Origin of the sequence: Carnobacterium sp. FSL E2-0243, assembly GCF_038003605.1 — a bacterium.
GTDB lineage: Bacteria > Bacillota > Bacilli > Lactobacillales > Carnobacteriaceae > Carnobacterium > Carnobacterium maltaromaticum.
This window is the reverse complement of the sequence record NZ_JBBOPM010000001.1, coordinates 3,358,669-3,374,571: the sequence shown is the minus strand read 5'-3', so window position 1 is coordinate 3,374,571 and position 15,903 is coordinate 3,358,669. Positions and strand designations below refer to the sequence as shown.

The window sequence follows — 15,903 nt, the reverse complement described above, 5'->3', positions numbered from 1 at the left end:
GAGGAGGAATTGTTCAAATGTCATTTGTTGATTTAAAGGATATTCGTGTGAGCTATGATGGCAAAACGAACATTTTAGAAGAATTAAATATCTCAATGGAAAAAGGCGAACTCGTTTCATTATTAGGCCCAAGTGGCTGCGGCAAAACCACAACTTTGCGAGTGATTGCGGGACTAATAGAGCCCAACGATGGGAACTTTGTTTTAGACAATGAAGATTTGACTAAAGTGCCAGTCCATAAACGTAATTTTGGTATGGTCTTTCAAAGTTATGCATTGTTTCCTCATCTAACCGTCAGAGAAAATGTTACCTTTGGTTTGAAGTTGAGAAAAGAATCAAAAGAGAATATTGCTACCAGAGTTACTGAAATGTTGAAGGTTTGTGGACTAGAAGATTTTGGCGATCGTTATCCCAAGCAAATGTCTGGCGGCCAACGTCAACGTGTTGCATTAGCTAGAGCCTTAGTTATCGAGCCTAAACTTTTATTATTGGACGAACCTTTAAGTAATCTAGATGCAAAACTACGCATTAATATGCGGATGGAAATCAAACGAATTCAGCGTCAGTTAGGTATCACATCTGTCTTTGTGACTCATGATCAAGAAGAGTGTTTCTCAATTTCAGATAAAGTAGCTGTCATGAATAAAGGGATTATTGAACAATATGATACTCCTGAGGTTATTTACAACAATCCTAAAACAGAATTTGTTGCCCGTTTCATTGGATTTGAAAACTTCTTTCAATTGCAAAAAAAATCAGAATTTAGTTATGTAGCTGAAAATGGAACAATTTTTGAAACGACAAGAAGCTCTGAAAATAATAAGGCGATTGGTACGATTCGCCCAGATGATATTGAAATTGTTCATCCAGAACAAGAAAATAGAACCAATCTACTTGCTGGTGAAATTAGTGTCCGGACCTTTTTAGGGAAAAGTTATCAATATGAAGTCAAAACAGCTATCGGTAAGTTATTAGTTAATGGTTCAGATAAGCAAGTCTACCATTCAGGTGATCGCGTTCAACTTTGCTTGCCAGAACATAAAGTCGTTTTAGTTTAAAAAAATAAAAAAAGTGGGGTAATGAAATGAAAAAAGGTTTAGGTTTTGTAGCAGTTGCATTATTGGGAGCTTTAGTAGTATCAGGTTGTGGGAATAAGGCCGCAGATAAATCAAGCAATGCACCCAAAGAATTAGTTGTATCAACGTTTGGTTTAAGTGAAGATATTGTTCAAAAGGATATTTTTAAGCCCTTTGAAGAAGCTAACAATGTAAAAATCGTTGTTGAAACAGGGACAAGTTCAGAGCGTTATACAAAACTAGAAAATAACCCTAATTCGAAAGTAGATGTCATTGAATTATCGCAATCTAATGCGGCAAAAGGTTTAGATGAAGGTTTATTTGCTAAAATCGATGCAGAAAAAGTACCGAATATGGCTAATTTAACTGACGCAGCTAAAGAAATTGCAACGGACGGAGCCGGTCCAGCTTATGGCGTTAATAGTATCGGGATTATTTACAACAAAGAAGCTGCTGGAATGGAAATTAAAGAGTGGTCTGATTTATGGAATCCAGCTTTAAAAGGTAAAATCTCAATTCCAGATATTGCTACGACTTATGGCCCTTCAATGGTTTACCTAGCCAATGATTATAAAGGTGGAGACATTGAAAAAGATAAGGGTGCCGCAGCTTTTAAAGGCTTAAAAGAATTAGCTCCTAACGTTGTTAAAACTTACGGAAAATCTTCAGACTTAGCTAATATGTTTAAATCTGGTGAAATTGTTGCAGCTGTTGTAGGGGATTTTGCTGTTCCAATTATTACTCAAGCGGATGCAGATGTTGCTTATGTTGTACCAGAATCAGGAACATATGCCAACTTCAATACCATTAACATTACTAAAAATTCTAAAAATAAAGAACTTGCTGAAAAATTCATTGACTGGAGAATTAGTCAAGAGTTACAAGAAGTTACAGCTAAGTCTTTAAACGAAGCACCGACCAATGCCAAAGTGGTTTTAGATGATGCTACGGCAGAAAATAAAACTTATGGAGCCGTTGCAGATCGGGCAAAAGTTATTGATTTCAGCTTTGTTAACGGTCAATTGGCAAGCTGGATTGATCAATGGAATAAAACCTTAAATCAATAATACAGACGATAGATAACCTTTTGCAACTGATAACCGAATGGTTTCTCGGTGCTTAAGGTTATTTTAATAGTGAATTAGTAGAAAAGAGGAATAAAAAATGCAGGTTGATTTATTAGTTGAAAATGCTCAGGTATTCAATACCTTTATCCAAAAATTTGAAGCCAAACATGTGGCGATTGCTGGTGAACGCTTCTTTTATATTAGCGAAGAAAATCTAAAATACTTAGAGCCAAAAGCAACCATCGATGCCGGCGGACGTCATATGATTCCAGGTTTGATTGATTGTCATATGCACATCGAAAGTTCCATGACGATTCCATCTATTTTTTCAAAAGCAGCTTTGTACCATGGGGTCACGACGATTATTGCGGATTCTCATGAAGTTGCTAATGTTTTTGGGTTAAAAGGTGTCGAAGCCTTTTTACAAGCAGAGACAGAGTTAGATATTTTTTATGCGATTCCTTCATCGGTGCCTTCAACCACTGTTGATTTAGAAACAACGGGCGGAGTCATTGGCTTACCAGAAGTTCGTGAATTACTAAAATCACCTAAAGTTATGTGTTTAGGTGAGGCGATGAACTTTAAAGGGATTATTTCTGAACCCGATTCTTTAATTCGTCAGATTATTCGTGAATGTCAAACAACACGTCCAACAATGCCTATTGAAGGACATGTTCCGAAAATTACCAAAGAAGACTTAGCTACATTTATTTATCATGGTGTGACAGCAGACCATACGCATCAAAGCTCGGCATCCATTTATGAAAAAATTTGTAACGGAATGTTTCTTGAAATGCAGGGAAAATCAATTACAAAAGAAAACATCCAGACGATTGTTGACAATCATTTTTATGAATATGTAGCATTAATTACAGATGACGTGATGGCAGACGATTTATTAGAAGGACATTTAAATCAAATTGTTAAAAATGCAATTAAATGTGGTATGCCAGCTGAATGGGCAATTTACACAAGTACTTATACACCTGCTAAACGGATGGGCTTCCAAGATCGTGGCGCGATCGCACCAGGTCAAATGGCTGACTTTATTTTACTAGATGACTTAGCGCAATTAGATATTTATCAAGTGTATAAAAAAGGTCAATTAGTTCACACAAAAGGTGAGAACATTCAAGCACCTGAAGCCACAGAAGATTTTCCAGCAGAATTTTATCAATCGGTCCATTGCAAAATGGCTGAACTTATTGACTTTCAGTTAATCGCACCAGCCGATGCTACAGAAGCTAGCTGTAATGTGATGCAAATTCAAGAAGTTGGGACTTTCACAAAACCAGTCCAACGTATTTTACCAGTTAAGAATGGAATTGTGGATTGGGAAAATAGTGGGTTGGCGTTAGTCGTTGTGATGGAACGTTATGGAAAAAATGGGAACATCGCCTATGGACTTGTTGAAAATACGTTAACCAAAAAAGGCGCAGTTGCTACAACATGGGCCCATGATCATCATAATGTCATGGTGTTAGGAACTTCTGCAGCAGATATGGTTGTGGCGCAACAACGTCTACTCGAGATTCAAGGTGGCTATATTGTTGTAGATCAAGAACGAGTGGTCGCAGAATGTCCTTTGCCAATTGGTGGAATTTTAAGTGCTGCACCATTGTCTGTTTTAGGAACAGAATTGAAAGCTGTACGCAAGGCAATGGTGGATTTAGGCTATAAAAATATGAATGAAATTATGTCGTTTTCAACCCTGTCGTTACCCGTTTCACCGGCGATTAAAATTACAGATATTGGAATGATGGATACTAGAACACAAGCAATTATTCCAGTGATAGCGAGGTTCAAATGAAAACACTGATTCAACATGTCCAATTAGTAACGATGAATGCGACACGAGATGTTTTTCCAGATGGCTATCTCATTATTCAGGACACACGGATTGTCGCATTAGGAGCCATGGAAAATTTGACAGAAGAACTAAGTCACTTTGATAAAGTCATTGATGGTGAACAAGGAATTCTAATGCCAGGGATGATTAATACCCATACGCATATTGGTATGGTTCCCTTTCGTTCTTTAGGAGACGATGTACCAGACCGTTTGCGACGTTTCCTATTTCCATTAGAGCAACATATGACTAAAGAACTGGCTTATCACAGTGGAAAGTATGCTATCGCTGAGATGCAATTGGCGGGTGTCACTAGTTTTATGGACATGTATTATTTTGAAGATGAATTGGCAAAAGCTACAGCAGAAATGGGAAGTCGTGGCATTCTTGGCGAAACGGTCATTGATTTCCCCACTTGTGATGCCCAAGAGCCTCATGGTGGTTTAGCCTATGCCGAAAATTATATTCCCAAGTGGTTAGAAAATCCATTAATCACCCCAGCGATTGCGCCCCATGCTCCAAATACAAATAGTCAAGCAGCCTTAGAAAAAACGACTATGTTAGCAGAAAAATATGATGTGCCTGTTAGTTTACATGTTGCTGAAATGGATTACGAAGTACAGTATTTTATGGACAAATATGGCCTAACGCCAGTTGGTTATCTGCATAAAATTGGCTTTTTAAGTCCTCGTGTGATTGCGGCTCATTGCATCTTCTTGACTGATGATGATATCGAGCTATTAAAAATAACTGGAACAAAAGTGGCACACTGCATCGGCGCAAATACGAAATCAGCCAAAGGTGTTGCACGCATTAAAGATTTACTAGCAGCGGGAGTCCCAGTTGGTTTAGGTACAGACGGACCAAGTAGCGGAAATACACTTGATTTGTTTACTCAAATGAAGTTGTTTGCCAATTTCCATAAAACAACCTTAAAAGATCGAGGTGCTTTTCCGGCGGTTGAAATTGTGGCCTTGGCGACTAATGGTGGAGCAGAAGTTTTAGGCTTATCTAAGGAAGTCGGGTCATTAGAAGTTGGAAAACAAGCAGATGTCGTTTTAGTAGAAACAAAATCAGTTAATATGTTTCCTAATTTTGACCCTTATGCAGTTTTGGTTTATTCTGGAAATGCTAGTAATGTAGAAATGGTTTATATTAATGGTAGATGTGTTGTGGAGAAAAAACAGTTGGTCCAACAGTCATTAAGTAGCTTACAACAAAATTTACAGGCGGAAATGTCTGAATTTAAAAAACGGGCAATGGAATTAGCAGATTAAATAAAAATAGTAGACTGGGAGTTTCCAGTCTTTTTTTGTGCTTATAAAGTAATTATAAAGACAGAGCCTACTAAATATAGTATAGTAACAATTATAAATACTATTTAATTGGGAAATAAAGAAGGTGAATGTAAATGGAAAAGTTGACACGTAAAGAAGAAATGCAGCTGACAAGGGAGAAAATTCTTAAAGAAGCGCAAATTTTATTTATGCAAAAGGGTTATAAGTCAACCTCTACAAGAGAAATTGCCCAACAGAGTAAGATTACTCAACCGGCTCTTTACCATCATTTTAAAGACAAAGAGACGCTATATATAGAAGTCATTCGGGAACTAACAACAAGTGTAAAAAAAGAACTAGATAAAATTCTAAAAAAAGAAACCGACCCAGAAACCAAATTATCTGGGATGATACTGACTTTAATTGATTTACATCCGACGAACATTATGCTGATGATTCATGATATTCTAAATGAGATGCAACCAGAAAATCAATATCTTTTGTTCCAATTAAGCCAAGATACCTATTCTCGTCCCTTCGATGATTTCTTTACAGAGATGCAAGAAAAAGGGCTTCTGCGACCTGAAGTATCAGCAAGAGCGGCAGCTAAGTTTGTGGTGACTAGCATTAGTCCAATGTTTAATGGCAACCAAAAATTTGCATCAAAAACGCCAATGTCTGAACAAGTCCGCGAGTTAACTGATTTCATGCTGCATGGCGTTTTTAAGTAATAGTCATTCGTAAAAACCAATTCAACTTAGAATTGGTTTTTTTTATTTTAAATGACAGTTTTCAAGCAAATCATTTCACTTATCAAATGATAAATGGTATTATTTGTTTATCAATTGATAAATGAATGGGGATGATAACATGTTTTTAGCATGGAACGAAATAAAATACTCAAAAACACGTTTTGCACTAATTGTAGGAGTGATGTTTTTAGTATCATACTTAGTCTTTTTTTTAACAGGCTTAGCCTATGGGTTAGCGCAGGACAATCGTTTGGTAGTCGATAAATGGGATGCTGCAGGAATTGTTTTAAGCAGTGAAGCCAACAATAATTTATCTGCTTCAACGATTTCTAGCGACGATGTAAAAGATATTAAGGCTAAAGAAACAGCAGAATTAGGGCAGTTAGCCGGAGTTATTACCAAAAAAGGTACTTCTGAAAAAATTAATATTAATGTTTTTGGCGTCAATCAAGATGAGTTTATTAATCCAAATGTAACAGAAGGGCGCACCTTTGAAAAAGAAGGTGAGGTTGTAGTTGATGACAGCTTGAAAATAAAGGGACTGAAATTAGGAGATAAGATTCGACTATCTACCAACGGAGCAACGTTGAAAATTGTCGGATTCACCACAAACAGTAAATTTAATACAGCTCCGATTGTTTACATGGATATGGCAGAGTGGCAAGCGGCAAAATTTGGTACAACTGATCCGTCAGCAACTCAGAGAATTAGCGGGGTCGTCGTCAAATCTGGAAATATGAAAGATTTAGGTTTAGATAAAGATAAGGTTAGTGGGATTACGTCAAAAACCTTTATTTCAAATATTCCAGGTTATACGGCACAAACCTTAACTTTTAGTATTATGATTGGCTTTTTATTTGTAATTGCGGCCTTCGTGATTGGTATTTTTATCTATGTCTTAACATTACAAAAAAGCAGTATGTTTGGTGTTATGAAAGCTCAAGGAATTGCAACAAGTTATATTGCTAAATCAATTGTTGCCCAAACCTTTTTATTAGCAACGCTTGGTGTTGGGATTGGCTTAGTCTTGACGTTAGGTACAGCTCTTGTCTTACCCGAGGCAGTTCCTTATATGACAAATTATCTATTTTTAGCAGGTTTTACAGTGGTATTGATTAGTGTTGCTATTTTAGGCGCACTGTTCTCAGTTCGAACAATTGTGAAAATTGATCCACTAGAAGCGATTGGAGGGTAATCTTATGAATTTATTAGAACTTAAACAAGTAACCAAAAAATTTGGGAAAGGTCATACTGAAGTCACGGCCTTAAAGAAAACCGATTTTGCTATTAAAGCTGGAGAATTCGTTGCGATTATTGGACCTAGTGGATCTGGCAAAAGCACATTATTAACGATTGCTGGCGGACTACAAAGCCCGACAGAAGGCGAAGTTTTTATTAACGGGAAAAATTTTAGTAACGTCAAAGAAAAACAACGTTCAGCATTACGTTTTAAAGAGCTAGGCTTTATTTTACAAGCGTCAAACCTAATCCCTTTTTTAAGTGTTAATGATCAACTAAAGCTTGTCAATAAAGTGGAAAAAAAGGCATTTGATCAAAAAGCAACAGATAAGTTATTAGAAGATTTAGGTGTGCTAAGTTTGAAGAATAGTTATCCAAAAGATTTGTCAGGTGGAGAGCGTCAAAGAGTTGCAATTGCTCGTGCCTTGTATCATCATCCAAGCGTTATTTTAGCAGATGAGCCAACAGCGAGTCTTGATTCAGAAAAAGCTTTTGAAGTTGTTGAGATTTTAGCGAAAGAAACCAAAGAAAAACAAAAAGCTACGATTATGGTCACCCATGATCAACGTTTGATTGAGCGTTGCGATAAAGTCTACGAAATGCGAGATGGCATTTTGAAATTGTTATGATAAGAATAGGTTGAAATAAGAGTGAGAAAAAGTATTTTAGGGTATACTGTAGATAGTCAATAGAATCAAAAATTAAATTTATTAGCTTGAGGAAGGGGAACTAACATGACTATTTATGATTATACAGCAACGCTAGAAAATGGTGAAACCTACTCGATGGAAAAATATCGGGGAAAAGTACTCGTGATTGTAAACACAGCAACTAAGTGTGGATTAGCGCCTCAATTTGAAGATTTAGAAACAATCTATGAGACTTACCATGAAAAAGGACTAGAAGTTTTAGGCTTTCCTTCTAATCAATTTAAACAAGAATTAAGTACAAGCGAAGAAGCAGGAGAAGCTTGCCGATTGACTTATGGAGTTACTTTTCCGATGCATGAAATTTCAAAAGTAAATGGTGACGATGCGAATCCAATTTTTTCTTATTTAGTTAAGAATACTTCAGGTGTTTTGGGAAGTAAAATTAAATGGAATTTCACAAAATTTTTAATTGATCAAGAAGGAAATATTGTAAAAAGATATGCACCAAAAGATAGTCCTAAAAATATGATTGAAGATATTGAAAATTTATTAGCTAGAAAGTAGATTTATATATAAGGATATCGAAAAAAATTTTCAACTAATTTTTTCGACTTCCTTTAAAAAGAAGCGAATAAAGAAAAGAGAGTTGGTTGGTATGAGAAGAATACTGTCGCCACAGGACAGTCGTATTTTACATTTAGTTGAATTTTTGTATGATAAAGATGAGTTATTTATGCGTGATCTTGGTGATGAACTTAATGTATCTTTTAAAACGTTAAAAAGAGACATCGAGTATGCGAGATTAATTTTATATCCTATTGACATTAAAGTTAGTGGAAACAAAGGTGTAAAGCTTGTCATTCCTTCTAACTATTCGATTACCTATCTCTACACTGCTTTGCTTTCTGCTAGCCTTGAATTTAGATTCCTTGAAAAAATTTTTTTATGTGAAACGTATACAGTAGATGAACTAGCAGAAGAGTTATTTATTAGTTCCTCATCGCTGAGAAGAATGGTGAGTAGAATTAATGAAATAATGCAGGAAGAAGAGATGGAAATAAATTTAAATCCAGTACAAATTATCGGAAACGAACTAAGAATCTATAATTTTTTTCTTCATTACGTTGTAGAACGATACTATTTTAAAAAAACTATTTTTACAAAGTCACAAATAGAGGCAGTTAAGGAACTTGTCGATTTTGTATTAAAAATAGATTATGTTGAATTAGAATATCGAGACCGAGAACGAGCAGAATTATTCCTTCTAGTACAATTAACTCGAATGAAAAATAATCACTTTATCCCAGAAGAACCCAATCTTCACCGACAAAAAATTTTTTTGGATGTTGATACTTCGATTATCGAAAAAAAATTAAAGGATTCATTTTACAAAGAGTTTAGTAGCCAAAACCTGATTCAATTATTTTCAATATTTTCAGACGGGAAATGGTCTTTTACTTATAATAAATTACTAGAATACTCAAAAACAAACCTTGAGCTTAGGCAAACAAAAGAAAAATTTGAAGCATTAATTGATAGTATAGCTTCTAAATATAAAATAGAACAAGCTAGTAGAGAAGATATCTTAGTTCATTTATGTAATAGCCGAATGTTAGATTATGGAACTTATCATATGCTCTACGATAACTTAACAACTATTGTGAAGCACTTTAAGCATGACTATTTTGAAGGGATTGAGTTTATACGATTAAAATTAACTGAGATTTTTGAGGGTGAGGTTTTAAAAGAATACAAATTAAATGAATATATCTGTATATTGATTATTCATTGGAATAAATTTTTAATCGAACTTGAGAAGGAAATAACGCCATTAAAAATAGGCTTTGTTTATGATGTGAAAGAACAGTATAGAAAACTGATTCAAGATGAAATTAGTAATAGATTTAAAAATCGTTTTACTATCAAAGTTATTAATAGTGATGGCTTAGCGGATGTAGAAAAGGTAAAAAATCAATTTGATTTGATTCTTACTAATTTGCCTGGTGTTGTTGTTCCTGGTTTAGAAGTCATTTGTTTTCCGATATATCCAAAAGAAAAAGATTGGTCCAAATTAGAATCGTTCTATTCAAATTTTAACTTTTCTAAATGAACATAACTGGGATTTAAATTTCACACTAAAAACAAAGTAAAATAGATATGTTCAGTAAAGTGAATGGGACAATTAAATAGAGAGCATTTCAAAAACTCCAAGTTTGGTAGGAGTTTTTGAAATGCTTTTTTTTCATAGATAGAATAGAATAAAATTCGTTAGGAGGAAATAGCAATTAATTTTTTTTGGAAAAAAATGAAAAAATAACAATTGTAAAGGGGGTATTTATCATATTTGTTGGCGTTCATACAAATAAAAGTAATAAAGTAAGTAGAAAATAGTGGAATAAAGGGAATAAACAAGCATTTTTTTTAAGGAATTATGTGAAAAGAAAAAGAAAAAAATTGTGCTATTCTTAGAATATAAACTAAATAACAGAAAAGAGCAGACCTAAAATGTTAGAGTTTTTAGATTTAGAGTATGTAAAAATGGTGAAAATATTAGATTTTATTAATAAGTCTGTTAAACCAGTATCGCTAGATGAAGTAGCAAAACATATTAAAAGTGTAAAAAAAACTGCGAATACGCTTTTAATGCTTATTAAAAGTGAGTTAAAAGATTTTGATTTTGAAGTTAGAATGAATACTAATAAAAAATATTACTTAAAAAAAAAAAATGATTCTCAAAAAAAATCTGATTACGTTAATCTAGATGCTTTTATATTAACTTGTGGAAAGAGATCAATTGTCTTCAGTATGGTAGAAGAATTGTATCATAAAGGGTATATCGATGTTGTTAAGTTTTGCACAGAAAAGTATATTAGTTCAGCTACTTTTTCTAGAGCTAAAAAACAATTAACCAGGAGCCTTGCTAAAAGCAATTTAAAGCTAGCGACTCATTTAAAAGGGGGAATTATTGGAGAAGAGTACTATATTAGAATTTTTTATTTCCAATTTTTTAATACATTTTATAATTCTGTTGAATGGCCTTTCGAGCAGAGTCAAAAAATAGAGATGGAGCGTCTCTATCAAAAAAAAATCAAAAAAATGACGCAGGAATTGAATTTTATACAAAAGCGAAAGTTATATTATTTAATTTCTATTGTTAGGAAAAGACTATTACAAAATAATACTATGCTAAAAAATACATACTCTTTTAATGAGTTCATAAATTATAATAAAATTTATGAAATATATGTAGAATATATAAATGACCACGGCATTTGGAATGAAGAACGCCGTGCTAATGAAACTAATTTTTTAATGTATATGATGTATTCAGAGCAGATTCTTTCAATAAGTGAAGAAGCTTTAGGAAATTTCATTCTATTTTCACATAACAATAATGAATGTTTACGAATTAACCAAATATGGGTAGAAGAATTCAAAAATAGTTTTAAACTAAAGATTTTATTAAAAGATGAACTTCAGCTGTATCAAGATTTATACATTTTAAATTATCCTGCGGAATTAGCATTAGATAGAAGGTCTGTATTTTTTAAGTATGAAAATAATCCAGATTCAATCATTTTAAATCAAAAAATATATCAACAAACAGAACAGTTTTATTATAAATTGATAGAAAATAAGGAATTTTCAGATTTTATAGATATTCATGAGCTAAAAACTGTAAAAGAGACAGTTATGATTAAAAAATATTATCACTATATTTACACGTATCTATTCAATAAAAAAGAAATTGATCCAATTAAAATTTTTATGTCCAATACACTTGATATATTAAGTGAAAAATTCATAAAAAAGAAACTTCTTTTACTATTTGGAGGGAATATTGAGATAGAGAGTCATTTAAATAGTCAAACTAATTTGATTATTACGAATAGCTCAATGGGACAAGATTATACTGAGGAAGTCATGATAGCGTCGGATAAGGATATACCTAGTTTGAATAAAATTATCTATATTATTCAAGAAAAGATTTATGCGCAAATTAATGAGTGTGAATTAAATGAGATGGGGGAAATTAAAATTGAGAATAGAGGATAAGTGGGATGATGGAGTTCTATATTATATTGAATTTAAAGCATTTTTAGAGGATGGGTTTAAAACGATAAGAAAGAACTTAATTCTTCCCGAAGAGCTAGATTCTTTAGAGTTAGAAAAATTAGTTAAAGAAAATTTTAATTTAGTTGCACAAGTTCAGTCAGTAGAATATGGTGACGAAGTTTTGTTGTTAAAAAAAAATAAAGACTAATTTGAGTGGGGTTATTAAAGGTTTTATTGGGTTTTAGGTAATCCCTTTAAAAAAACCTAAAGTAAAAGTTAGCAGGAGGTGAAAAAAATGAAGCTAATAAAGCATATTCTATTATGGGGTCTGAGCTTATATTTACTTTTTGTTTTCTCTTCAACAAGTATGGCAGATACTGCGACCAGTCAAGCGGGTATTTCTTTTACTGAACAAGAAGAAATAAGAGTAGAAGAGGACGGTGGCACGCTTCAAAAAAATCAGGTTTTACCTAAAACAGAAGGTAATAGAATAGGCTCAAAATTGCCACAAACAGGAGTATGTGAAGATACAAATTTACTTATAACAGGGTTGGTTTTTTTAGGAGCTGCAATAGCAGTTGAAAAATTAAGGACAAAACGAGGAGGAAGAAAAATGAAATTAAAAACAATGACAATGTTAGGATTGATTGGGAGCGGTATGTTGCTAGGTGCAAGTACGTCAACTGCTGCACCACAAGATGTGGTTACAGGCAGTGAAGATGGTAAAGGGGGCACATCTCATGGGTATATTAATTTAACTCCAGGAGACACAGACGATGAGATAACAGAGCCCGAAGAACCAACAGTGCCACCAGGCGGTACCGGAAATAAAGGAATCTTAACCTTAGACAATATAGCACCACTTCTATTCTCTACTCATAAGTTAGATGGGAAAGAACAGGTATACACATCAGTTGTTGAAAACTCAAATATTCAAGTAACAGATAAACGTGGTGAAGAAGCTGGTTGGAATGTTCAAGTATCACAAACACCATTTAAAGACATGATAGATGAAACAAAAGTATTAAAAGGAGCGAAATTAGTTTTACCAGCAGGAACAGTCAAAGCAGAAGGCAATATTTCTCTTGCACCAACTGTGCGTTCAGTTGAAATCAATGCTGATTTAGCTGTGTTAATGAATGCGGCGACAGGATCAGGCGCGGGAACTTGGAGAACCGTGTTTGATAAAGATGAGATTAAATTAACTGTCCCTGCTGGAAACAAAAAAGGCGAATATATGTCGACTGTGACATGGACATTAATGGATGCACCAGAATAAAAATAAATTAACGGAGGAGAGATAATCATGAAAGTAAGAAACTATTTAGTTATTGGTACAGGAATTTTAATGAGTGTTGTAATTTTAGGAAATCAATCTGTGGAGGCAGCAGAAGCAAGTGCTGGAACTTCAAAAGCGAATTTTGAATTACAAGCTGGGGATGATACAACTGTTCCTGAGATACTAGATCCAGGTATTAAACCACCAACAGGAAACAAAGGTCCATTAAGTTTAGATGCAGTATCTAGCTTTAATTTTCCAACAAAGAAACTAGGCTCAGAATCGCAAGCGCCACTTGAAGCAACTCCGGTTGAAGGGACGAAATTAGGCTTACAAGTTACCGATTCTCGTGGACAAGATTTAGGTTGGAACTTAAAAGTTAGTGCAACAGCTTTTGAAACGACTGGTGAAAATAAATTAACCTTAAAAGGCGCAGTCATGACGATTCCAGAAGGTAAATTAAGTACAGATGAAGGTGTTGACCCATTGCTAACACCAACAGCTTACAAAGTAAATCTATCACCAACAGCGGCGAGTATTATGAGTGCAACAACAACTCAAGGGCGTTCAAGATGGAGCAATGACTTTGAAGGAAATGGAGAAAAAGTCACATTAGCAGTACCTTCAGGAAACAAAGTAGCGAGTTATGTTTCAACAATTACATGGTCATTGGAAGATGCACCTTAAATAGATCAGAGAAATAAAAAGGATGGTAGAGAAAAATGAAAAAAAGTTCATTAATAATCACAACAATAGCCTTGGCTTCATTCGCTTTTGGAGGAGCAGAAGCACAAGCAGTAGTATCAAGCACACATACTTCCGATAATAAGATTAATTTCACTTCTGGTGAAGGCGTAGTATCTCCACCAGTTAATCCAATAAATCCAGATAATCCAGATGTACCAAATCCAGTTGACCCAACAGACCCAGATAATCCAGGTACAGGACAAGATGGTCCTCTATCAATCGATTATGTTTCAAATATCAAATTTGGTGAACACAAAATTACTGGTAAAAACATTGCTTATAAAGCGAAGAATGCCAATCCATTTGTCCAAGTAACTGATTTACGCGGAGCTAGTGACGGTTGGAGCTTATCGGCTAAAATGAGCGAATTTAAAAGCGGAAATAAAGTCTTACGAGGTGCAACGTTAGCCTTTAAAGATGGTGTTGTCAAAGCAGGAAGTTCAAGCAATATTTCTGTAGCGCCAACTAAGTCAGATATTTTATTTGATAATACAGAAAGTAAAACAGTTATGAATGCCAAAGATAAAGGTGGCCGCGGTACATGGCTAACTGTCTGGTCAGGAACAGATCAAGCCAATGAAGCAATCCAATTAAATGTGGTTGCTGGCACACCAGAAGCGAATACAGAATATACGTCTTCTATTACCTGGGAATTAGCAGACGCACCAAAATAAAGTAGTAAATTTAAAATTCGATAGGGAGGACCGATTGTTCAATGGTCCTTTCTATTCTAGTTAGGAAAAGGGGAACACAATAAGATGAAAAAAATAATTTCGATACTCGTTGTCTGTCTAATCGGGCTCCAACATATGCCAATGATAGGAGAAGCTGCAGAAACGATGGCTTATTCTGTTAAAGCAAATATACCAGAAAACCAAATCAACAAAACACTTACTTATTTCGATTTAAAAATGGAACCCAATCAAAGACAAGACATTACTTTAACTGTCAGTAATTCCAGCGATGAGAAAGCCACGATTCTTATTTCTCCAAATGTAGCGATGACCAACCAAAATGGGGTGATTGATTATAGTAAGGCAGATGAAAAAGTGGATTCCACGCTGAAAAATCCGGTGACATCCATTATTTCGAAAGCTCAAGAAGTGACATTAGAACCAAAAGAAACGAAAGAAGTGCCATTCACTATTCAAATGCCCGAAAAAGAATTTGACGGGTTGATTTTAGGTGGATTTTATATTTCTAAAAAAGAAGACAACTCAAATACCAAAGATAAAGAAAAAGATGTGCAAATCAAAAACAAATATTCTTATGTCATTGGACTCCAACTACGAGAAAATACAAATGAAGTTAAGCCAGTTATGGAATTAAACGAGATTAAACCAGCCTTATTAAATTACCGAACAGCAGTCACAGTAAATCTGCAAAATACAGAAGCTACGATTATGAAAGACGTATCTGTCGATGCAAAAGTCATGAAAAAAGGCACTACAAAAGTACTTCATGAAACCAAAAAAGAAGGACTATCAATGGCACCGAATTCGAATTTTGATTTTCCGATTAATTGGGACAACCAAAGTTTAGACCCAGGCACCTATAGGTTACAACTCATTGCCCAATCAGGAGAAGACAAGTGGGAATTTGAAAAAGAATTTAAAATTTCTGCAAAAGATTCAACCGACTTAAACAAAGAAGCTGTTGAATTAGAAAAAACAGAACCGAACTGGATCTTGATTATTTCAGTGGTTGCAGGAATAACGATCTTTCTTATTCTAGTAATCGGATTCTTTATTTACCGTCATCAAAAGAAAAAAGCGGCAGAAAAACGCGCACGTTTAATGAAACAAAGAAAACGGAAGAAGCAACAAGAATTAAGAAAAAGGAAAAGTAGTTCAGAATCGACAAGAGGAACAAGTAATAAAACTAGAAGGAAATAGAATGAGCCAGATTTAC

The 15,903-nt window shown here is 34.4% G+C and carries 15 protein-coding genes; all 15 read left to right on the top strand.

Annotated elements, in window-relative coordinates:
* The first annotated feature begins 17 nt into the window (after positions 1-17).
* Positions 18-1,058 (top strand): ABC transporter ATP-binding protein, encoded by a 1,041-nt coding sequence (locus MHI00_RS15775; RefSeq protein WP_341114826.1) that lies wholly within the window; start codon positions 18-20, stop codon positions 1,056-1,058.
* Between the two features lie 26 nt (positions 1,059-1,084).
* The gene (locus tag MHI00_RS15770; RefSeq protein ID WP_010051971.1) at positions 1,085-2,143 is read left to right on the top strand and encodes an ABC transporter substrate-binding protein; all 1,059 of its coding nucleotides are present in this window, start codon (positions 1,085-1,087) and stop codon (positions 2,141-2,143) included.
* 97 nt (positions 2,144-2,240) lie between these two features.
* Positions 2,241-3,953 carry an adenine deaminase C-terminal domain-containing protein gene (locus MHI00_RS15765; RefSeq protein WP_341114823.1) on the top strand — a complete coding sequence of 571 codons (1,713 nt, stop codon included), beginning with the start codon at positions 2,241-2,243 and terminating at the stop codon, positions 3,951-3,953.
* Positions 3,950-5,269 carry an amidohydrolase gene (locus MHI00_RS15760; RefSeq protein WP_229252442.1) on the top strand — a complete coding sequence of 440 codons (1,320 nt, stop codon included), beginning with the start codon at positions 3,950-3,952 and terminating at the stop codon, positions 5,267-5,269. Before MHI00_RS15765 ends, MHI00_RS15760 begins: the two co-directional genes overlap by 4 nt.
* A 134-nt stretch (positions 5,270-5,403) precedes the next feature.
* Positions 5,404-6,000 carry a TetR/AcrR family transcriptional regulator gene (locus MHI00_RS15755; RefSeq protein ID WP_010051975.1) on the top strand — a complete coding sequence of 199 codons (597 nt, stop codon included), beginning with the start codon at positions 5,404-5,406 and terminating at the stop codon, positions 5,998-6,000.
* Positions 6,001-6,139: 139 nt separating this feature from the next.
* Positions 6,140-7,216, top strand: a complete 1,077-nt coding sequence (locus tag MHI00_RS15750; RefSeq protein WP_010051976.1) for an ABC transporter permease — start codon at positions 6,140-6,142, stop codon at positions 7,214-7,216.
* Positions 7,217-7,220: 4 nt separating this feature from the next.
* On the top strand, positions 7,221-7,889 hold the full coding sequence (locus tag MHI00_RS15745; protein WP_341114818.1) for an ABC transporter ATP-binding protein: 669 nt from the start codon (positions 7,221-7,223) through the stop codon (positions 7,887-7,889).
* 105 nt (positions 7,890-7,994) lie between these two features.
* Positions 7,995-8,474 (top strand): glutathione peroxidase, encoded by a 480-nt coding sequence (locus MHI00_RS15740; protein ID WP_087115065.1) that lies wholly within the window; start codon positions 7,995-7,997, stop codon positions 8,472-8,474.
* Positions 8,475-8,565: 91 nt separating this feature from the next.
* Positions 8,566-10,020, top strand: a complete 1,455-nt coding sequence (locus tag MHI00_RS15735) for a helix-turn-helix domain-containing protein (RefSeq protein ID WP_341114815.1) — start codon at positions 8,566-8,568, stop codon at positions 10,018-10,020.
* Positions 10,021-10,415: 395 nt separating this feature from the next.
* Entirely contained in the window at positions 10,416-11,966 is a 1,551-nt protein-coding gene (locus tag MHI00_RS15730; protein WP_341114813.1) for a helix-turn-helix domain-containing protein, read from the top strand.
* Entirely contained in the window at positions 11,950-12,174 is a 225-nt protein-coding gene (locus tag MHI00_RS15725; protein WP_332629619.1) for a hypothetical protein, read from the top strand. The genes MHI00_RS15730 and MHI00_RS15725 overlap by 17 nt, the downstream gene beginning before the upstream one ends.
* A gap of 87 nt (positions 12,175-12,261) precedes the next feature.
* Complete coding sequence (locus tag MHI00_RS15720) at positions 12,262-13,245, top strand: WxL domain-containing protein (protein WP_341114810.1); 984 nt, start codon at positions 12,262-12,264, stop codon at positions 13,243-13,245.
* 27 nt (positions 13,246-13,272) lie between these two features.
* Positions 13,273-13,932, top strand: coding sequence for a WxL domain-containing protein (locus MHI00_RS15715; RefSeq protein WP_341114808.1), 660 nt, complete (start codon positions 13,273-13,275; stop codon positions 13,930-13,932).
* Positions 13,933-13,967: 35 nt separating this feature from the next.
* Positions 13,968-14,666 (top strand): WxL domain-containing protein, encoded by a 699-nt coding sequence (locus MHI00_RS15710; protein ID WP_341114807.1) that lies wholly within the window; start codon positions 13,968-13,970, stop codon positions 14,664-14,666.
* 84 nt (positions 14,667-14,750) lie between these two features.
* A complete protein-coding gene (locus MHI00_RS15705; protein ID WP_341114805.1) occupies positions 14,751-15,887 on the top strand; it encodes a DUF916 and DUF3324 domain-containing protein in 1,137 nt (378 codons plus the stop codon).
* The last annotated feature ends 16 nt before the right edge of the window (positions 15,888-15,903 follow it).